At 42.9% G+C, this 19844-nt stretch carries 20 protein-coding genes; 1 reads left to right on the forward strand and 19 read right to left on the reverse strand.

The features are described from left to right. The 5 genes from ACTO17_RS02530 to ACTO17_RS02550 form a co-directional block, all read right to left on the reverse strand. The coding region (locus ACTO17_RS02530) for a mannonate dehydratase (protein ID WP_482556864.1) at window positions 1-88 on the reverse strand (88 nt) is incomplete at its 3' end. A 60-nt stretch (window positions 89-148) separates the two neighbouring features. Then, entirely contained in the window at window positions 149-1921 is a 1773-nt protein-coding gene (locus ACTO17_RS02535; RefSeq protein ID WP_482556781.1) for a glycoside hydrolase family 3 protein, read from the reverse strand. A 51-nt stretch (window positions 1922-1972) separates the two neighbouring features. Further along, the gene (locus ACTO17_RS02540; protein WP_172537176.1) at window positions 1973-2821 is read right to left on the reverse strand and encodes an HAD family hydrolase; all 849 of its coding nucleotides are present in this window, start codon (window positions 2819-2821) and stop codon (window positions 1973-1975) included. A 114-nt stretch (window positions 2822-2935) separates the two neighbouring features. Continuing rightward, on the reverse strand, window positions 2936-4327 hold the full coding sequence (locus tag ACTO17_RS02545; RefSeq protein ID WP_482556782.1) for an MFS transporter: 1392 nt from the start codon (window positions 4325-4327) through the stop codon (window positions 2936-2938). Between the two features lie 154 nt (window positions 4328-4481). Beyond that, window positions 4482-6749: a glycoside hydrolase family 2 protein gene (locus ACTO17_RS02550; protein WP_172538237.1), complete on the reverse strand. Its 2268-nt coding sequence runs from the start codon at window positions 6747-6749 to the stop codon at window positions 4482-4484. Between the two features lie 329 nt (window positions 6750-7078). Between ACTO17_RS02550 and ACTO17_RS02555 the strand changes: the two genes are divergently transcribed. Next, complete coding sequence (locus ACTO17_RS02555) at window positions 7079-8299, forward strand: helix-turn-helix domain-containing protein (protein ID WP_482556783.1); 1221 nt, start codon at window positions 7079-7081, stop codon at window positions 8297-8299. A gap of 211 nt (window positions 8300-8510) precedes the next feature. Here the strand turns inward: ACTO17_RS02555 and ACTO17_RS02560 are convergent, their stop codons facing one another. From ACTO17_RS02560 to nifS, 14 genes are all read right to left on the reverse strand, one after another. Beyond that, a complete protein-coding gene (locus ACTO17_RS02560; RefSeq protein WP_482556784.1) occupies window positions 8511-9641 on the reverse strand; it encodes a metalloprotease in 1131 nt (376 codons plus the stop codon). Window positions 9642-9801: 160 nt separating this feature from the next. Then, window positions 9802-9942: a hypothetical protein gene (locus ACTO17_RS02565; RefSeq protein ID WP_482556785.1), complete on the reverse strand. Its 141-nt coding sequence runs from the start codon at window positions 9940-9942 to the stop codon at window positions 9802-9804. 21 nt (window positions 9943-9963) lie between these two features. Next, window positions 9964-10119, reverse strand: a complete 156-nt coding sequence (locus ACTO17_RS02570; protein ID WP_482556786.1) for a hypothetical protein — start codon at window positions 10117-10119, stop codon at window positions 9964-9966. Window positions 10120-10136: 17 nt separating this feature from the next. Further along, complete coding sequence (locus ACTO17_RS02575) at window positions 10137-10277, reverse strand: hypothetical protein (protein WP_482556787.1); 141 nt, start codon at window positions 10275-10277, stop codon at window positions 10137-10139. A 44-nt stretch (window positions 10278-10321) separates the two neighbouring features. Next, window positions 10322-10465: a hypothetical protein gene (locus ACTO17_RS02580; RefSeq protein ID WP_482556788.1), complete on the reverse strand. Its 144-nt coding sequence runs from the start codon at window positions 10463-10465 to the stop codon at window positions 10322-10324. Window positions 10466-10504: 39 nt separating this feature from the next. Continuing rightward, window positions 10505-11821, reverse strand: coding sequence for an aminotransferase family protein (locus ACTO17_RS02585; RefSeq protein ID WP_482556789.1), 1317 nt, complete (start codon window positions 11819-11821; stop codon window positions 10505-10507). Next, window positions 11811-12632 (reverse strand): class I SAM-dependent methyltransferase, encoded by an 822-nt coding sequence (locus ACTO17_RS02590; protein WP_482556790.1) that lies wholly within the window; start codon window positions 12630-12632, stop codon window positions 11811-11813. The genes ACTO17_RS02585 and ACTO17_RS02590 overlap by 11 nt, the downstream gene beginning before the upstream one ends. Beyond that, window positions 12629-14032, reverse strand: coding sequence for a hypothetical protein (locus ACTO17_RS02595; protein ID WP_482556791.1), 1404 nt, complete (start codon window positions 14030-14032; stop codon window positions 12629-12631). The genes ACTO17_RS02590 and ACTO17_RS02595 overlap by 4 nt, the downstream gene beginning before the upstream one ends. A gap of 137 nt (window positions 14033-14169) precedes the next feature. Next, window positions 14170-14958, reverse strand: coding sequence for an SDR family NAD(P)-dependent oxidoreductase (locus ACTO17_RS02600; RefSeq protein WP_482556792.1), 789 nt, complete (start codon window positions 14956-14958; stop codon window positions 14170-14172). Continuing rightward, window positions 14885-15817, reverse strand: coding sequence for an ABC transporter permease (locus tag ACTO17_RS02605; RefSeq protein WP_482556793.1), 933 nt, complete (start codon window positions 15815-15817; stop codon window positions 14885-14887). The genes ACTO17_RS02600 and ACTO17_RS02605 overlap by 74 nt, the downstream gene beginning before the upstream one ends. Further along, complete coding sequence (locus ACTO17_RS02610; RefSeq protein ID WP_482556794.1) at window positions 15807-16709, reverse strand: ABC transporter ATP-binding protein; 903 nt, start codon at window positions 16707-16709, stop codon at window positions 15807-15809. The genes ACTO17_RS02605 and ACTO17_RS02610 overlap by 11 nt, the downstream gene beginning before the upstream one ends. Before the next feature lie 363 nt (window positions 16710-17072). Then, entirely contained in the window at window positions 17073-18152 is a 1080-nt protein-coding gene (mnmA, locus tag ACTO17_RS02615; RefSeq protein ID WP_482556795.1) for a tRNA 2-thiouridine(34) synthase MnmA, read from the reverse strand. A 16-nt stretch (window positions 18153-18168) separates the two neighbouring features. Next, on the reverse strand, window positions 18169-18606 hold the full coding sequence (gene nifU / locus ACTO17_RS02620) for a Fe-S cluster assembly scaffold protein NifU (RefSeq protein WP_482556796.1): 438 nt from the start codon (window positions 18604-18606) through the stop codon (window positions 18169-18171). 45 nt (window positions 18607-18651) lie between these two features. After that, window positions 18652-19842, reverse strand: coding sequence for a cysteine desulfurase NifS (gene nifS / locus ACTO17_RS02625; protein ID WP_172538233.1), 1191 nt, complete (start codon window positions 19840-19842; stop codon window positions 18652-18654). Window positions 19843-19844 lie beyond the last annotated feature (2 nt).

The following is a 19844-nucleotide window of genomic DNA, read 5'->3' on the forward strand; positions in this document are numbered from 1 at the left end:
CCAGGCCGGTGACGCCGGGAATCTGTTTGATCATCTCCTGTGTGATGCTGTCGTTTCCTTCGCCGTACCAGCGAAATGTCATCTGCATATTTCTTCCTCCTAGATTTCATCATAAACTTCTGCCATTATTAAAAAGTGCAATATCCGCCTAAATCCGCGTATCGAACAGCCCGCAGAAAGAATCCACCGGATCTTTTCCTGTAAAGGCTTCTTCTCCTGCCATCAGCTTGGCAATCAGGGCATCCATTGTCACGTCTTTGCTGTCATAAGCGTTGATATACGTCCGGGCCTGGGGAATATCTGCCAGTACGAACGGATGCTGAACGCCGATTACCACAACGGGAAGTTCAAACACATACCAGGGAATCTCCCCGCCGCCCTTTGTCATGCCGAATGCGGGACGCGCCACAGGCTGAAATCCTCCCGGAATATCCACAAGCGTAAGAATCAAGTCCTGATTTTCCCTGAATTCTTTAATGGGGGTTTTCCCGGCAAAATACATATTGAGATCCGGTTTTTCTCCGGCCTGTATGTTTTTCTGTATCTGTTCCAGAGGACTCTCATAGATAAAAGCATCAAATCCCTGGGCGCAGAGCTTGTCTTTCAGGGTTTCTGCCGGTGATTTCTTTGCCGCAAAAATCGCTCCGAGGCCAGGGGCAGACAATCCTTTTACGTACACAATCATAATCCGTTTGTACCGTTCCGGCGTAATGGGAAGCACATCCTTGTCTTTGTACTTTACAAGGGTAATGGATTTGTCGGAAATCTCTTTCTGCATCTCCTTATGGGCCTGGCATCCCACAATCTCATGCACCTGTTCTCTGGGCGGCATCAGTTCTGTTTTTGCCTTTTTGTGGAGTCCCATATGGGCTTTTAATGCCAGAATCCGGTGGAGGGCCTCGTCCAAACGTTCCTCTGTAATCCTGCCGTCCAGATATCCCTGTTTCATGCTTGCAAAATCTTCTTCCATCTCATTGAAGAACAGGAACATGTCAACTCCAGCGGCAATGGCAGCCGGGAGCACATCGCTGCGCTTCATGCGGCAGGTGAGCCCTACCATATGGGAAGCGTCCGTCAGCACCATTCCGTTAAAGCCCAGTTTTTTCCGAAGAAGCCCCTGAATCAGTTCCGGTGACAGAGTTGCAGGCATCATTTCATCATCGGTAAGCTCCGGATTAAAATGGCGGGCATAGGCCGGCTGCATAATATGGCCTGCCATAATTGCCTCCAGTCCGTTGTCAATCAAGCCCTGGTACACCAGGCCGAAGGTTTTATCCCATTCTTCACAGCTCATGGAATTTACACTGTTTGCCACATGCTGATCCCGGAAATCCAGGCCGTCTCCCGGAAAGTGCTTGGCTGCACAGCAAAATCCCGGATTGGCGTGGGCGCCTTCCATATAAGCTTTTGCCATTACTGCCACTCTCTTTGGATCATTTCCGTAAGTACGCAGGCCGATAACCGGATTTTCCCAGTTATAGAGAATATCGCTGACCGGCGCAAAGGACAGGTTGCAGCCGATGGCCGCAGCTTCCCGGTTGGACATATATCCAAGCTGATAGGCATAGTCTGCATTCCCGGTGGCGGCGATTTTCGTCTGATTTCCGATGGTTGTGCCGTCGGTGCAGGCGCCGTCCCCGCCGTTTTCCGTGTTGCAGGCAATAATCAGCGGAATTTTGCTGTTTTCCTGTAAAATCCGGTTCTGCTCATAGATTTCATCTGCAGTTCCCGGATTGTAGCGGATGCCGCCGATGTGATAATCCTTCACGGTCATCTTCAGATATTCCTCGGTACGGGCAGAGCCCATGTTGAAAAATAACTGGCCGATTTTTTCATCCACTGTCATATTTGCAATGGTGTCTTCCACCCATTTGCAGTCCTCATCCGACAGATAAAAGGGCTTCCCTTTCATATCTACCATAATATCTCCTCCTTTTTGTGCTGCTCTTTGGACATCCCGGTATGACCAAATTTATTTTTCCCCCAGATTTTCCAGAAACTGCTTTTCTTTTTCCGTCTGGTACTGCCCGCCGTAGGAATCCTCCAGAAAGCGCTTCAGTCCGGTTTCCTGGAACTCTTTCCAGCTTTCTTCTTCCCTGCCCACTAAGACAGGATAAAAATACACTCCGTTCTGCCTTGCCGCCTCCAAATCTCCCGGCGCGTCTCCGCACATCAGCACATGTTCCGGCCGGTAGCCCCGTTTCATCAGTTCTTTAATACAGTATGATTTGCTGCCGGAATTCTGGGCAAAAACCGCGTCGGTATATTCCAAAAGTCCGTGAAGATCCCACTCTTCCAACACTGCCCCCGGGTTGGCGCTGGATACAACGGCAATGTCTGCATCCCGCCAGGCTTTCTTTAATGCTTCTTTCACTCCCTCAAAGGGACGTTTTTCCTCTTCCGGAATACGCCCCACAGACTGGTTCACCGCAAGGCTCCAGGAAAGGGCTTTCTTAAGACATACGCTGTCCGCCTTCCCAATCTCCCGTTCCAGAGCGTCATTGGATAATTCAGCGGTTTCTTCCACCCATTTTTCCAAACGATTGAAATCTTCGATTTCACAATACTTTTCCCGGATTTCACCCAGGGATTTCACCAGTCCTTTGAAACGGTTCATTCCCCGGGTCATGGTATAGAGATTGAGTTCATTCCACCGGGCCAAAATTTCTTCCTTCCATTTTTCCAGTCCCCATTCCGTTACCATGCAGGGGCCGAAACAGCGGAAATGCTTAATATTCATGGTGTCCATCGCGCATCCGTCGCTGTCCACACAGATTAAGAAATCATTCCGTTTTGTATAGGCTGCAAATTTATCCGCCATAATTTTCTCCTTTTGCATATGCCAAAAATCCTTTTCAATTTCTCTTTTTACATATGCCAAAATCCTTTGCAGTTCCTTCTTTTACTTATGCCGGACATGCACCGGCAATGGTTTTTACCCCTTATGCCTTGCAGCCAGCTCCGCCACATTTTCTTCCACGCGTTTTTTATTCAGCGGATAAATAAACCACAGACAGAGGGCTACCAGCACAAATCCGATGGCAGGGGCGAGACAGGACATTTTAAAAATTCCCTCAGTTACATCCGGATCAAATGCCGTCGCCTGGGTATAGCCAATCATGGAAAGCAGCACGCCGGTCAGACCGGACGAAAGGGCCTGCCCCACTTTTCTGGCAAAGGAATATACCGCATAGATAGTTCCATCCTCACGGATGCCGTTTTTCACTTCTGCATCGTCAATGACGTCTGTAATCATAGCCCAGATTACCGTATTGAAAAATCCCATTCCCACATAAGCTGCTGTGAAGAATCCCACATAGACAAAAGGATTTAAAGGATGCACAATAAAACAGAGCACAAATACAACTGCCGAAACCACGCAGGATGCAATGGACAGCTCTTTTTTCCCAAACTGAGTGGATAATTTTACCGCCAGGGGCGCACAGATTAAAAGCATTGCCGCAGAGCCTGCCAGGGTAGAAGCCGACTGAGCCTGAGGGCTTCCGTAAAAGTTAGGAAACACAAATCCTGCCATTCCCTGCATGGTAAGCTGCGCCAGAAGCAGGGAAATTGCCGCTGCAATAATTCCAAGCAGCGAACGGTTGGTGGCCAGGCTTGCAAGCAGCCTTCCGATTTCCAATTTCTGATTATTGGCAGGAACCTCTACGCGCTCCCGCACAAGATTGAAGCAAAGCAGGTAACAGAGAATCGCCAGTACGCTGAATATACCTGCGATAATCGTCATACGGGGACCGGAAAGAACGGTGTTGCCGTTCACTGTCTCAAATGCAAACAGCGGCGTGCCTACTCCAATTACAAGTCCTGCAAGGGTCGCTCCGATGGTTCTCCAGGTAGACAGTTCCGCCCTGTCTTTGGGAGACGGAGATACAGCGGAAGCCATGGAGCCATAGGGAATATTGATGGATGTATAGAATATGGAGCCCCACAGTATGTAGGTAACCGCCATCCAGAACACCTTGAAGCCGTATGCCATATTTGCAAAAGACGACTGATAAATCAAAAAAGAAGCTATCGCTACCGGACCGCACATCCGTTTGATCCAGGGCCGGAATTTGCCGTCTTTGGTGGGCTTGGAACGGTCCACAATCTGCCCCATGGTAACATCGGTAAAAGCATCAATAAAACGGGCCGCCATCATCAGGCCCCCTACAAGCCCCGCGCTGATACCCATAACGTCTGTGTAAAATTTCAGCATAAAGCTGGATGACAGAATAAATGTGAAATCATTTCCAAAATCACCGAACATATAACCGAGCTTGTCTTTCATGCCAAAAGGCCGAACTGAAGAGTTAGAATCTGTTCCCATAATTTCTCCTCTCATTTCTGCAATTTTATTTTTTCATTAAAATTTCACTGTCTTTGCACTGCGCTGTTCCGCCCCAGAGCAGACTTTGAATCTGCAGTGCGGACAGAGATTCACACAGCGCTGTACAAAAGAGTATTTGTTATTTTTCCATAAATTATTCCTTATCAATCTGAATGAGCTGCGCATTCAGGCTTTCCACAAATCCTTCCGGCATCATGGAACCTGCCATCTTCGTCATATCCTCCGGCTTCATGTTCTTCATCATATCCCACATACCTTCGCCCGGAGACAAAGCAAAGTTTGTAGCCAGTTTAATGGCCTTAGCGGTAATTTCCATGGCTTTTTTGGATCTGGAAATTTCTTCCAGAGTGCAGCGCACACTGTATTTTCCTTCCGGAAATTCCATAGGCGCTTTCAAATCCAGATCTCCCGCCAGTTTAAACCAGTTTGCCACGCCTTCCGCCCGCTCATTTACTTCCGGAAGCACATAAATTTCCGGTTCTTTTTCCACTTTTTCAATGGTCATGCTGTCTTTACAGTCTCCTGCCACCGCAAGAACCGAATTGAAGCCGTCCTTTAATGCCACGGTAAATACAAATACTTTGTCCGCTGTCTTTACGCTTTCCAGTTCTCCGTTGATAAACAATGAAACTGCAGGCTGATTGGAGTACACCCGGATTTCCGTCGTTTCCCCTGCACGCTGGGCATACCGTCTGCCGCAGAGATGCACCATGGGTTCTTTGTTCCAGTATGCCTTGTAAATGTAATAGCTGTCCTTTTTCGTTTTCCGGTCCATGGTCACCAGGCCCTTATTGTTCCTTCCTGCAACGCCGCCTTCATTTCTGGCAGCGCATCCAAAGTCAAACATGTTCCATACATGACTGGACCAGAGCCAGGGCCGTTCCTCCAGTACTTTTGCCATATGCTCATGATAGAGGGCCTGATATTCCTCGCTGTAATCCTTGCATGCCGGGTTGGGCCCATGATAAGTGATGATTCCTTCGCAGCCGTACTCAGAAACTCCCATGGAAATCTCCGGGTGCTCTTTGTGGAAATTGTCAAACCACGGCCCGTTGTCCTCCATTTTTCCGCCGTACCATCCAAAATAATGATTGTAGCTTTCCACATCTGTAATTCCGTGAACCGGACTGTCGACAGGCGTCATGGACACATGGGCAATGGTGGTAAGCCTGGTCGGGTCCATCTTTTTGCACAGGGCGTTCAGTTCTTTATGGTTTTCTACCAATTGCTCTGAAATTCCTCCAATCAGAATCTCGTTGGAGATGCCCCAGAAGCAAATACTGGGATGGTTGTAATTCTGAAGCACCAGTTCTTTTAACTGGCTAATGCAGTTCTGATGGGCCGCAGGATCTTCATTCATTACGCTGATAAAGGGAATTTCTGCCCAAACCACAAATCCCAGTTCATCGCAGGCATCATAAAAATCCTGGGAATGCTGATAATGGGCCAGACGGATGGTATTTGCCCCCAGTTCCTTGATTATCTTCGCATCATTGTAGTGATCCTCTCTGGTCAGGGCATTTCCCTTATACAGAAGATCCTGATGACGGCTGACGCCCCTTAAAGGCGTTGGAATTCCGTTCAGAATAAATCCTTTGTCCGGATCGCAGGAAAAGCTTCGGACGCCTGCCCGAACGGAAACTTCATCATAGGCTTCATTTCTCCTCTGCAGCGTGGCGGTCACCGTATACAGATAAGGATTGCTGCAGTCCCACAATGTCACATCCGGAACATAGACCTCAACAGCCGTACTGTCTGCGGGCCGCACTGCGCCTGCAACTTCTTTTCCCTGGGCATCTTTGATACTGTAGATGACAGTAAAATTCTCGTCTGCATGCACCGGCCAGGATTCCAGTTTAAATTTAGCCCCGCCGCAGTCACAGGGAACTGCCGTCACCATGAATCCGCTGCTGCCCAAATGCTCCAGATCAAAATGGGCTTTCGGCACGCTGATTAAGTTCACGCCCCGGTACAATCCGCCGTAGAAGGTAAAATCCGCTGACTGGGGATAAACGCTGCTCTTATTCTCATTGCTGCAGGCAATGGCCAGAAGGTTTTCTCCTTCCTCCCGGCAGGCGTCGGTAATATCCACCCGGAATATGGAGTAGCCTCCTTCGTGGTAAAATTCTCCCTTTCCGTTGACATAAACGGTGGCCTGCTGCCCCGCCGCCAGAATTTCAAGAATAATGCGGCCGTCCGGCAGAGGCTGCACCGGAGTTTTAAAACTTTTGGCATACCAGTAACAACCTCTGTCATAGCTTCCGTTTCCGTCATGGCCGTCCACTGCATTCCAGGTATGGGGCAGATTCACGTCCTGCCAGTCCTCTGGCATAGTCACTGGCAGTTTTTCATTCTCTTTGGAGAATTTCCATCCCTCGTTCAGATTGATAATGTTTCTCATTTCTTTCCTCCTTGCTTTATTTTCTACAATATTTTTCCATATGGATTTGTTTTTATACGTCACTTTCCACAATTTGTACAGGCAATTTTTGCCGTACTTTGTAAGTTATGTATAGTGATAATCCTACTATATTATCTTTTTTTGGCGAGATACGATTTTTAGCATTTTTTGCATTATTTTTATTTTGCGTTGATTTCACCTGAAAAATGTGCAAAAATAAATAAAAAATTTTCCATTTTCTACATGAGAGGGGAGTCAGGAGGAAAGGGAAACTTATTCATATCAGAAAATTCCAGAACACACCCCAGAACAATCCATAAAGAAAGAAGTTGAGAAAAATAGAACAAGTATTACTGTCCTTTGTACAGGACTTACTGAAAAACAACACAATACCTGTGAACTGTATTACTCTGCCCTGCGAGGATTATTCCTGGCTGGATTACGGCCTGCGGGCTACCATTCTGGAAAATCACGACCATGAATTCATCCAGATGTACTTCAATAAGATAAAAACAAATACCATTTATTACCTGAAGGACACACTTCACTGCACCTATACCATTCTCCGTATTCCGGACAGTCCGATACTGATGATTTGCGGCCCTGTGCTGTTTGAAGAAATGTCCCCTGCAAGGCTGAAGGAAGTGTTTCGGAAAATGAAAATTCCAGAGAGCCAGCAGCCTGTACTGCAGGGATTTTACCTGCGGCTGACCTCCTTTCCCACACCAACGGTTTACAACAATATTTTTATTACACTGGGAAATTATATTTTCGGGGAAAATAAATACGAAATTATTTATGATGATTTTAACGATATGGACAGTTGGTATGAAACCTATGTCCACTACAGCAATATAGAAGATTCCCGGATGAATATCCGGATGATTGAAGAACGGTATGCCATTGAAGCCCAGATCTTAGATGCGGTAGCCCGGGGCAATGAATCCAAGGCCATAAACATCATTTCCAAACTGAATGGGCGCAATCTGCCGTACCGGCTGAACAGCAGCCTGCGGGACAGCAAAGACTACGCCATTGCTTTTAATACGCTGCTCCGCAAAACTGTAGAACAGACCGGCGTCCATCCCATTCACATTGACGCCCACTCCAACCAGAATGTCAAACTGATTGAACAGGCTTCAAGCAGAGAGCAGTGCAGCGCCATTCAGCTGCAGCTTGTACGCAATTACTGCCGTATGGTACGCAAATACACTCTTAAGGACTATTCTCTGCTTACCCAGAAAATAATGACTTATATCAGCGCTGACCTGACTTCTGATTTAAGCCTGAACGCCATGGCTGAACTTCTGAATGTAAACGCCAGTTATCTTTCCACCCTGTTTAAGCGGGAAGTGGGAATTCCTCTTACAGATTATGTCAACCGACAGCGGGTGGAACAGGCGAAAAAGCTTCTGACGGTTACGGACTTTCCGATCAAAAACATTGCGGAAAAATGCGGGATTCCGGACGTGTATTATTTCAGCAGAATGTTTAAAAAACGGACGGGATGTACGCCCAAGGCGTACAGAGAACAGGCTGGCCGATATTAAAACAGATTTGAAACATTGGCCCGGCAGATTCACATATATCTGATTTTGCCAAAAAACAGGAAGTCAATTTAACATTGGCCTCCTGTTCATATCTTACATTACTTAATTTTACCGGCTCATTTCTTCTTTTTATTCTGTCTTACAGCCAACGCCGATACAGATAGTAAAAATATTGCCGCTAATGCTGAGTAATTCATTGTTCCACCTCCTCTTACACCATCCTTAACACTCTTTGCTTTTGATTTGCATACATATCAACATATCTCTTTAATAAATTAGAAATATCTTTTAAAGCCATTACAAATACAAATCCTACTATCACTCCGCACAGATAATCCATTCCTTTCTCTGACAGAAAGATACATGCGGAATATACGCTGATGATCCAAAATACCGGCCTGAACGCTATTGCACTGAAACCGTACAGAAAAAGTATCGCTTTTTTGGCAAAACCACACGTCATTGTCCGTAGTTCCCTGGGGTTTAGTATTCCTATAAAAAAGGTTAAAATACTTTTATCCATCAAATTATCTACCTGCAACAATGCTGCTACAATCCAGTAACCGTCTAATTTTACAAACGGTATCAGATTAAATGCCACAAAACCGATATTTGCAAAATAGTAAAACATCAAAATCGGCATGTAAATACCTAAGCTGTCCAAAACAAAGTATAAAATGCATGCAATAGTTCCCATCGAATAGTTTACAAAAATTCCGGACACGGCAACTTCAAAACTTTTTTTCCTGTTTTTAAACATATAAATATCGCTCACATCGCAATAAAAACATGGAATCAGGAAAAACAGCATAATTCCCATTGACGATACCTTTCCGCCATTCTTATTACACGAAACCGCATGGCCAATCTCATGCAGCATGGTGGTTCCTGCCATTAAAAAATAAAAGACCGCATATTGCCATATTGAGAAATGCAAGCTGTCCTTGGCAGCTTTAAAAAACGCATCCGGTTCGGTACAGAGCAGATAAAATGCAAATACTGTCATCACCGCTATCATACTCGCGCCGGCCTTTGAAAATAAATTTATAACAGCAGACGGGATTTTGTAAAGAAAACGATCCGGATTAAATTCATATAATTTTACTCTGGTGACATCTCTCTTTTCAGTCCCATTCTCCTTATTTTCATCCAAAAATCCCCATTCATCGAATTTTTGATGCATGACTTGTTTTTCTGCTTCAGAAAGTGGTAATATATCTTCTAACGGAAATTCAGCAGGTTCCGTTTCAATGCACTCAAATAGATATTTGGTTTCTCGCTTTCCCATTTTGACATATTTCTTTGTAATGGTATTCTTTATTGTATACATATCACCATCCAAAAATACTATTTCCAAGTGATTGCAGAGCATACATCCTCCTAATTAAAGTCGGGGCTGCCGCATCAAGAACTTCTGCACAAGATACAGAATATCCAGCAGCCAGATGTATCTATATCTGGTGTTTATGACCTTTAATGCGACAGCCCATTACCATTTTCTGTTAAGTCACTATAACTGCTCCAATTGCTACTCCTGTGAGCACTCCGGCCGCGAACCATACGTCGCTTAACTCTTCTGCCACTTCCATTTCTTCAAACTTAGAGTTTGCTTCCTGGTTGTTCTTTTTCTTTCTGCGCTTCATATTCAATCAAACTCCCTTCTCTTAAGTGATTGCCACAATAGCGGCTACCATGCCTAGTCCTACACCAAGACCGGTCAAATAGTCCTGTGTATTTCCGAGTTCTTCCGCAGACTCCATTTCCTCATACTTATTTTCATCTACTTTTACTTCCATCTTCTTTTCTTCTAACTGGTTCATTTTATAATCCTCCTTTTTTAAGTTAAAACAACAATTGCTCCGATTGCTACTCCAGTAGCTACTCCCGCTGCAAACCATCCATCGCCCAGTTCTTCAACTACTTCCATTACTTCAAAGTTTACAGTCGGTTTATCACTTTTACTTTTCTTTAATTTCATTTTGCATTTCACCTTCCTTTCTTTATGGTTTTATTATAATACAGCTATAGCTGCATTAATAACTTTGCTATTACAACAAGTCCTGTAACTACAATGGCTCCTATACTTAAACCACCAAGACTAAATTCTTTCACTTCTTCCATTTCTTCATAGTATAACTTATGTTCTTTCTGCAGTTCATTTTTCATGTTATTCACCTCCTTATCCCGGCATAGTATTTTAAACTTTTAATTCAAAACTCGCCTGAATACTTTTCTCATCTTTTCTAAAAGCTGATCTATTTCACACTCATGAATTATGAATGGAAGAAACAATACTAAGCAGGAAGTCACATTTTCAATATAACTCCATTCCAGAACTACTCCATTTTTCTTCAGTAATTCAACAATTTTCAGTAATTTAGCCTGAGGTATTCTGATTCCCGTATCTTTATCCGCTAATTCAACAGCAAACATTAAACCCTTCCCCCGTATATCAAATATTTCAGAAAACTCACTTTTTATCTTTTTTTCAAAGTTTTTCCTAAAATAACTGGCCAAATTTTTAACCTGCTTCAAAATCGCTTTATCATTCCTTAAATACTCTTTCATCGTTGCAACACCGGCCGCACAGCTGAGTGCATTCCCATTTTGCGTTGACAGATGAAACAGCAATTCTCCTTTTTCCCGGAATCTGTCTGTCACTTTTTCTGAGACGGCAACAGCGCCTAACGGTAATATTCCATTATTGATGCCTTTTGACATAGTAACAATATCCGGCTGAAAGCCATATTGCTGATAATAAAACATTGATCCAGTCCTTCCGAAACCCGTTGCAACTTCATCAAAAACAATCAGTATATCTCTCTCATGGGCAAAGTCTGTAAGCCGCTTCAAATACCAGCCGGGCAGTGGAATCACCCCTGCGGAACCCAGTATTGGCTCTATCACAATTCCTCCCAGGCTTTCTTCATAAAGTTCTAACTCCCGGTCCAAACGCTCCTGCAGTTCCCCCGCGCCATTTTCTGTTACGCTGTTAAATTCCCAACAATTACAGAATGGAACGCTTAATTCCCGTATTCCTTCAACCAGCGGCGCATATCCCTCTCTTTCCTGGGCGTCATAGCTGCTGCATGACATGGAACCGTAATAACTGCCGTGATAGGAATTTTGGATAATCGCTATATCCCGTTTAAAAGGCTTCTCTCCCATACTGGCATATTTTCGTATTAACTTAATTGCCAGTTCTACCGACTCTGAACCGGTACAGGTAAACGCTATTTTATCAATTTTATCATGATGCATCTGCCTGAGCATATCGGCCAGTTCTGATGCCTGCTCATTGCTGAATTCGCAAGCATTTACATAACTGATCTTATCTAATTGAGCTGTAATATAACTTTTTATGTCCGGATTTGAATATCCCAGCGGAACATTCCACAACCCGCTGTTGGCGTCTATGTATGTTTTGCCTCTTACATCTGTTAAATAAATTCTGTCTCCAGATACAATTTTAATCTTTTCATCATCCGGCCTGCATAAAGGAAGCCAAATATTATTGCCCACTATCATCCTCTCCAATCTTTTTTATAACAAGCAGCCGAATCTGGGCGCCTTGACAGTTGATTTCATACTTATTATGAACTTCAAAGTTAGCAGATGCGATTAATTCATTTACCAATTCATCTGTAATAATAACTTTTTCTGAACTCGCAATACATTTTCTCTCTTTTCCATCTGAAAATGATTCCACATACATATTCACAACAGATTTTCCAGGAATATAATTATTAAACTCCTGCATCAGCATAAAATACCTGTCTGTTTCATTACACTGAGACATTAATTCAGTTTCATAAGTATTACCAAGATGCTGATCCCTGCGGTAATCAAACATAAATCTTCCATTTTCACTGAGCCACACGCTTATTTTTCTAAATAATAACTTAGTTTTTTCCAAATCGTCCGTCAGTAAACAGATAGTGGTGGAAGGCAAGATGATTAAATCATATGTTTCTTCCGTTTCATATTCAAAAATATCGCCTTCTATAACGTGTAACCGTTTCTTTATTTTATCTGGAAGAGGTTTCACATTTTCTTCATATCTTTCAATCATAGATTTCGATAGTTCCACACCGTCTACCTGAAAACCTTTCCTGGCAAGCGGTATCATATAACTGCTGCCGTCGCCACAGGCAATTTCCAGAATACGCTTTCCTGTACAATATGCATTCTCTGCATAATATTCGATTTCTTTCGTTACAGCATCTAAATTAGTATATACTTTAGAAAAAATATCCTCATAAATGCCATATTCTTCAATCCGATCTCCCAATAATGATTTTATCTCCTGAAATATTCCAAATAACTCACTCATGCAATCATGCCGCCTTTCCTCAACATTTCATATCCATTTGCAGCCAGGGTTCTGGCATCAGACACAGGAATATGATATTTTTCTGCCATACTGACTGTTACCTTTTCTTCCGATTCTCCCAAAGCCCAGGCTTCAAGCAAAAACACATATTTCCGCTCAATTTTTATCAGCGTGCCCTTCATCAAGTGCATGAAATAATATTCTTCACATTTTTTTAAGATACAAACTGTTCTGTCTATTGGTTTTGCCTTTTCCTTTACGGGATATTCAAAACAATGTACGCTTGACGAAATTTCAATTTTCTCCATGTCTTTAAAAATAAAACTGTGCCGGCTTATAAAATTTACAACTTGTCTTTTTTGCAAATACTCAGCTGCATATGTAAATTCCTGCAGGAATTTACAATACATGTTTTTCTCAAATGCCTCCGGCAGACAGGCACATTTGGAACAGTATAAACTCATTTCACAATTTGCACAGTTTCTCGTAATCATGGCCCGATCCGCTAATTTATTTGCGGAAATCAACTGCATATCCAATTCTTCTTCTGCTTCCATTAACAGCTGAGAGGACGTCAAACATGGCTTAACATAGTTATCTTTTACGGAATATCTGGTTAATCCCTTTAACGTACATTGATTTGTCCAACGGCATTCATCAACCAGCCGTCTTTTGACAGTATCAATACTGCCGGAGTTTTTAAAATGCTTTAACTCCTCTTTAAAACACTCCAAATCTGCAGGCTGTTCAATTTTCAGATAATACGCTGTCTCCTTCTTTAATAAATTTTCTTTTTCAAGCTCTTTAAACTGTGTATATGTACAAACACATTTCTGGTAAGAATAAGGCGAATCGTCAAATTCCACGCAATCTTCCTGTATCTGATGACAATGTGCAATCAAATCCAAAGAACATTCCTTCTTTTGGGAAGCCGCCGTGTTCTGAATAAAAACAGCTCCATTTATATCAAGATACTCTGACATTTTCTTTGCATGTTCCGCTGATTCTATTCCAATATGCTTGGCCAGCGTGGACGACATTTGCTCCGGATAAATTCCTGTAACAAATGCTTCGTACCCATTTTTCATTGTTAAATAATAGCGCTGATCATATCTGTGCTCCGGAACAAAATCCAAAACAGGTATTTCGCAGCATTCGGCAAAATGCAGTTGTTCCATCTGCCTTAAATTTTCAAAACTCTCCAGCAAATATATTTTTTCCCTTCCATTGGAATATAAATAATTCTGAGCCAAACCAATTCCAACAAATATAATTTCTTTCCCGAATTCCGCCGACAGTCTTTGTCCAAGTTCACGCACCAGTTTTTGATTTTCACTATTGTAAAAGAAAACAACTTTTTCTTCCGGTTCTTCCAAAATAGTCTCTATTAACTCATCCATACTGTTCTCCTGGTTAAAAAATGGCGTATTAACACATATGTCCTCTGGTATTTCAGAACAAACAAGGTCGTTTTTAAACACATACCTCCCATTTTCATAACCAATTTTCACATAAAGTATCTCCATACGCTCTCCTTTCAGCTAATTGTCCAACCACCATCCACAATTAAATTTTCTCCTGTAATCATTCCCGCTTTTTCCGAATTTAAAAATATTGCCGCATCGCTGATATCTTTAGGCGTAGCATATTTTTTTAAGGGAATTTTATTCAAATATTCTCTTTTGGCCCGCGGCCCTTCCAGAATATCCTTATTTTTCTCAGACAGAATCATAGTAGGTGAAATTGTATTAACTCTAATTCCGTATTTTGCCCATTCATAGGCCAATTCTTTGGCCAGATGAATCATTCCTGCCTTGCTTGCGCAATATGCCGCCCGATTGGTATTTGCAACAACTCCATGTTGTGAAGCTATCCCGACAATGCTGCCTCCCTGGTTCAAAATCATATTTTTTGCAACACATTGCGCCATTAAGAAAAATCCTTTTAAATTAATTTCTAAAATTCTATCCCACATTTCACCTGACAGTTCCAATGAAGGAATCAGTATATTGATTCCAGCCAGATAAAACAGAGAATTAATCTGATATTTGTCTCCAATGAACTTTCTAAAATGCTCTATTGAATTTTCATTTTGTATATCCAGCTCAAAGGAATCAATCCTTTGAGTTGGATAGAAAGTCTTTATCTTTTTTTCCATTTCTTTTAATTCAATATAACGTTCTGATGTTTCTGTCAAAATCAGTCTTTTATATTTTAAAAGCAATTCCGGAACCAGCGCTTTGCCTATACTGCTATCGGCTCCCACAACAACTACTGCGCTTTCTTCTGCCGATCCATTTGAGAAATGATGGTTTTCTGACACCATAGCTTATAACTCCTCTTCTATATATTTTGCTGCAGATAATGGCCACAACAATTGTTTCCATAGCCATCACTCCCACTCTCAACAGGAACTCAGGCCATGCCATAATGCTCAGATCCGCAACTACAAATGTCATAATGGGTGAAAAGAATGGTGCATACGACAATATTTCAATCCAGCTTCCACTCAATCCATTCATAACGGCAATGCTTAAAAAATATACTGCCAGTATAACAATCCCAATTGGCATTGTTAATTGTGTGGAATCCTGTGCATTATCGGCAAATGAAGCAACTGCAGCAAAAGCAAATGCATACATTATAAAGCCAAACACAATCGATATCGGCAGCAACAGCAGCGCCTCCATCTTTAACGAGCCAAATAAAGACAAAATTAAATTTTGCGGCATTTTTACAAAGATCTTAAGTCCTAAATAAAATATTGCCCAAATTCCAACCTGGGTCATAATGCCCAATACATAAGCAAGAATTTTTCCTCCCAATAATTCCAATGGTTTCACATAACACAAAAGTGTCTCTATAATCCTCGCGCTTTTTTCTTCCACAATCGAATTAGCGATATTAGTTCCATAAATTAAAATTAGAAGAAATAATATAACCACAATTAGAAACTGCAATATAAAAACTGCATCCTCTGGGGGTATTTGACTGCTCACCGCTATTTCCTCCACAGCTTCCTGCTGCGCTGTTACGCTGTCCCCTGACATCAAAGATGAAATTTTATCGTACTGGGTTGAGAAAATAATTCCTGCAATTCCAAGTATTGCAATAAACATAAACCATTTTGATGTTAACACCTGTATATAAGTGAACCACACCACGTTTCTCATTTTATTTTTCATAATCCGACAACTCCTTTATAAAAATAGATTGAAGGGTACATTTCTGTTCCTGAATTTCTATTATGTCTATCCCTTGGGCAAACATTTCCAGATAAAGTTTTTGAAGTTTTTCCTGGGTATCATAGTAAACTTCAAAACGCATGCCATCTCTTTTTTCCAGTTTCAAATTTAAATCCTCTAAAAGATGCGTAATATCCTTTCCTGCATGGATTACCACCACATGTTCCCTGGAATATTTTTCAATAAGACCGTCTACTGTGTTATTTTCAACCACATTTCCTCTATTAAGCATTACAATCCAATCACACATCTCTTCCACATCCTCCATCCTGTGGCTGCTGAAAAGAATTGTTGCTCCACGTTCCTTAAGCTTCAAAACAGTCTTTTTAAATAATTCAATATTTACCGGATCTAACCCACTAAAAGGCTCATCTAAAATTACAATTTCCGGCTTATGAAGAATTGCGCTTATCAGCTGTATTTTCTGCTTGTTTCCTTTTGAAAGGGTTTTTACCTTTTTATTGAGATAACCGGGTATTTTAAATTCTTCAAGCATCCGTTTTATTTCCCTTAACGCAATGTTTTTTTTCATACCGTTCAGCATTGCAAGATAAAGCAGCTGATCTTTTACCCTGGCATTTACATACAATCCCCGTTCCTCCGGGAGATATCCTATACTGACATTTTTATTTTGAATCTGCTTTTCATTAAAAGTAATTTTTCCACCGTCTGGTTCAATAATACCCATAACACTCTTTATGGTTGTCGTTTTTCCAGCACCGTTTCTTCCAAGAATTCCGAGAATCTGCCCGTTATCTATCTTGAAAGAGATATGATTAAGGGCTGTAAAATTCCCATATGTTTTGGAAAGATTTTCAATTTTCAATCCCATACACTTTTCTCCTTAATTCATCTTTTTTCTTAGATTTGTTTTCGCTGTTCTGAATGTAAGTAAATTATAATATCTTTCTTCCAGTTTTCTTAAAAGAAACATTAAAAGTTCTTTTTGAGGGAGTAAATGTAAATTTTCAAATAATTAGTTACACTTAAACTGTATAAACGTCAACAAATTCTGGAAACAGCATTGATTCTTGCACTGAGAATGATACAGAATGGTATTCATGATTGACAAAGAAATGCCTGAATCTCTGACTTTGCAGCGATTGTCAACAGAACATAAATTTCCTAAACTGATTTTCGTAAACTGCAAACAGGCTTTCGGGAATATTCCCAAAAGCCTGTTAAGGTCGTATATCTATAAAATTGTCCCGCCCCCCACCACAATCTCTCCATCATAAAACACTACAGCCTGTCCGGGGGTAATGGCTCTTACCGGTTCTAAAAACCGGCACACGGCCCGATCCTCACCGATTTTCTCCACCCGGCAGGCGGCTCCTTTGTGATTGTAGCGGATTTTGGCCGTCACTTCCAGTTCCCCGTTCAGATCGGGAACCGACATAAAATTCAATTGATTGCAGTACAGAAGCTCCCCAAAAACCTCTTCGTTGGTTCCAAGAACCACCTCGTTGGTTTCCGGACGGATTTCTGTCACGAACACCGGATATCCCATGGCAATGCCAAGTCCCTTGCGCTGTCCGATGGTGTAATGGGTAATTCCTTTGTGCTGTCCTAAGATTTCTCCGGCCCTTGTCACAAAATTCCCCGGCGGAGGCGTCTTTCCCTTTTGCTCCCGTTCAATAAATCCTGCATAATCCCCGTCCGGAACAAAACAGATTTCCTGACTGTCGGGCTTATTTGCTGTCCGCAGGCCGATTTTTTCCGCCATGGCCCGGATTTCTTCCTTGGTATAATCCCCCACCGGCATCAGCGTATGGGCAAGCTGATACTGGGTCAGATTATAAAGAGCATAGGTCTGATCTTTCGCTTTTGCAGCAGATTTCTGCAGCGTATACCTTCCGTCAGAACACCGGCGGATTCTGGCATAATGCCCGGTGGCAATATAATCTGCGCCAATGTCCATACTGCGCTTTAACAGAGACTCCCATTTCACATAACGGTTACAGGCAATACAGGGATTGGGCGTACGGCCCCGCAGATATTCCGCTGTAAAATAGTCTATGACATGCTTTTTAAATTCTGATTTAAAGTTCATTACATAGTACGGAATCTCCAGCATTGCGGCCACGCGCCTGGCATCCTCCACCGCAGAAAGGCCGCAGCAGCCTCCCTGCTCCTGCTGAAGCTGCTCTTCTTCCTCCTGCCAGATCTGCATGGTGACCCCGATGACCTCATATCCCTGTTCTTTTAACAGCCATGCCGCCACAGAGGAATCCACGCCGCCGGACATTCCCACCACTACTTTTTCTTTTTTCATAAACGTTGATCAGGATTTAATAATCCTCTTCCTCTTCTTCCTCACTGATATCGTTCTTGGGTTTCTCCAGGCCTTCGATCTTTATGCCGTTTTTCTCCGCATAATCCCAAAGGGCTGCATGGATAGCTTCCTCAGCCAGCAGAGAACAATGCACTTTCACCGGCGGAAGTCCGTCCAGAGCCTCCATTACCGCCTGATTGGTTACCTGCAATGCTTCCTGTATGGTTTTTCCTTTCACCAGTTCGGTAGCCATGGAGCTGGTGGCCACAGCAGCGCCGCAGCCAAAGGTTTTGAATTTCACATCCTGAATGATCCCGTTATCGTCAATATCCAGAAAAATACGCATAATATCGCCGCATTTGGCATTTCCTACTGTTCCCACACCGCTGGCGTTCTCAATTTCTCCTACGTTCCTCGGATTCTTAAAATGATCCATTACTTTTTCACTATACATTGTTTTTCCTCCAGATTCTTTCCGTATCATAATTCTGCCGGGCTGTCAGCCCTTAGGGCTGTTCTTTTTCATATAATCTTCATAAAGCGGAGACATCTCCCGAAGCTTTTTGACAATCTCTTTCACCGCATCCACTGTGTAGTCAATGTCCTCCCTGGAAGTCTCTTCTCCCAGGGTAAGCCGCAGGGAGCCATGGGCAATTTCATGGGGCAGCCCGATGGCCAAAAGCACATGGGACGGGTCCAGGGAACCGGAGGTGCAGGCAGAGCCGGAGGACCCGCAGATGCCTTTCATATCCAGCATAATCAGCAGGGATTCTCCCTCCACAAACTGAAAACAGATATTTACATTATTGGGAAGGCGGCTGGTTCTGTGTCCGTTGATCCGGCTGAAGGGAATCTCCTTCAGTATGCGTTCCATCAGATAATCCCTTAATTCCCGCTCTTTGGCTGTACGGGTTTCCATATTGGCCATGGCAAGCTCTACTGCCTTTCCGAAGCCCACAATGCCCGGCACATTCTCGGTTCCTGCCCGGCGTTTCCGCTCCTGGGCGCCGCCATGGACAAAGGAACGGATTTTCACGCCTTTTCGGATGTACAAAAAACCGATGCCTTTGGGGCCGTTTAACTTATGGCCGCTGCTGCTCATCATGTCAATATTCAGTTCGTCCACATGAATGGGCACCTGGCCGAATGCCTGTACTGCATCGGTATGGAATAAAATGCCCTGTTCTTTTGCAATTCTGCCGATTTCTTCCACCGGCTCTATGGTTCCGATTTCATTATTTGCAAACATAATGGAAATCAGAATGGTATCCGGCCGAATGGCTTTTTTCAGTTCTTCTAATTTTACCACGCCGAATTCATCCACATCCAGATACGTAACCTCAAAGCCATTTTGCTCTAACCACTGACAGGTATGCAGCACTGCGTGATGCTCAATCTTACTGGTAATTATGTGCTTTCCCTTGTCCCCGTATGCTTCTGCCGCAGCTTTGATGGCCCAGTTATCGGACTCGCTTCCCCCGGCAGTAAAATAAATCTCATTTTCTTTGGCGCCGATGGCATTGGCAATTATTTCCCTTGCTCTGGAAACCGCCTCCTTGCTTTTTCCGCCAAACTCATATACCGTAGATGCGTTTCCATAAAACTCTGAAAAATACGGAAGCATGGCTTCCACTACTTCCGGCGCTGTTTTCGTTGTTGCCGCATTATCCAGATAAATCATTTTTCCCATAT

The sequence above is a fragment of the Petralouisia sp. genome, assembly GCF_056822245.1.

Bases quoted from the DNA above. Each gene is read 5' to 3' on its own strand.
- ACTO17_RS02605 (WP_482556793.1), bottom strand. From the start codon at position 15,817: ATGAAAAATAAAATGAGAAACGTGGTGTGGTTCACTTATATACAGGTG.
- ACTO17_RS02610 (WP_482556794.1), bottom strand. From the start codon at position 16,709: ATGGGATTGAAAATTGAAAATCTTTCCAAAACATATGGGAATTTTACA.
- ACTO17_RS02580 (WP_482556788.1), bottom strand. From the start codon at position 10,465: ATGAAAAATGAACTGCAGAAAGAACATAAGTTATACTATGAAGAAATG.
- nifU (WP_482556796.1), bottom strand. From the start codon at position 18,606: ATGTATAGTGAAAAAGTAATGGATCATTTTAAGAATCCGAGGAACGTA.
- ACTO17_RS02570 (WP_482556786.1), bottom strand. From the start codon at position 10,119: ATGAACCAGTTAGAAGAAAAGAAGATGGAAGTAAAAGTAGATGAAAAT.
- mnmA (WP_482556795.1), bottom strand. From the start codon at position 18,152: ATGAAAAAAGAAAAAGTAGTGGTGGGAATGTCCGGCGGCGTGGATTCC.
- ACTO17_RS02595 (WP_482556791.1), bottom strand. From the start codon at position 14,032: ATGGATGAGTTAATAGAGACTATTTTGGAAGAACCGGAAGAAAAAGTT.
- ACTO17_RS02575 (WP_482556787.1), bottom strand. From the start codon at position 10,277: ATGAAATTAAAGAAAAGTAAAAGTGATAAACCGACTGTAAACTTTGAA.
- ACTO17_RS02600 (WP_482556792.1), bottom strand. From the start codon at position 14,958: ATGGTGTCAGAAAACCATCATTTCTCAAATGGATCGGCAGAAGAAAGC.
- ACTO17_RS02550 (WP_172538237.1), bottom strand. From the start codon at position 6,749: ATGAGAAACATTATCAATCTGAACGAGGGATGGAAATTCTCCAAAGAG.
- ACTO17_RS02565 (WP_482556785.1), bottom strand. From the start codon at position 9,942: ATGAAGCGCAGAAAGAAAAAGAACAACCAGGAAGCAAACTCTAAGTTT.
- nifS (WP_172538233.1), bottom strand. From the start codon at position 19,842: ATGGGAAAAATGATTTATCTGGATAATGCGGCAACAACGAAAACAGCG.
- ACTO17_RS02590 (WP_482556790.1), bottom strand. From the start codon at position 12,632: ATGAGTGAGTTATTTGGAATATTTCAGGAGATAAAATCATTATTGGGA.
- ACTO17_RS02535 (WP_482556781.1), bottom strand. From the start codon at position 1,921: ATGGTAGATATGAAAGGGAAGCCCTTTTATCTGTCGGATGAGGACTGC.
- ACTO17_RS02540 (WP_172537176.1), bottom strand. From the start codon at position 2,821: ATGGCGGATAAATTTGCAGCCTATACAAAACGGAATGATTTCTTAATC.
- ACTO17_RS02545 (WP_482556782.1), bottom strand. From the start codon at position 4,327: ATGGGAACAGATTCTAACTCTTCAGTTCGGCCTTTTGGCATGAAAGAC.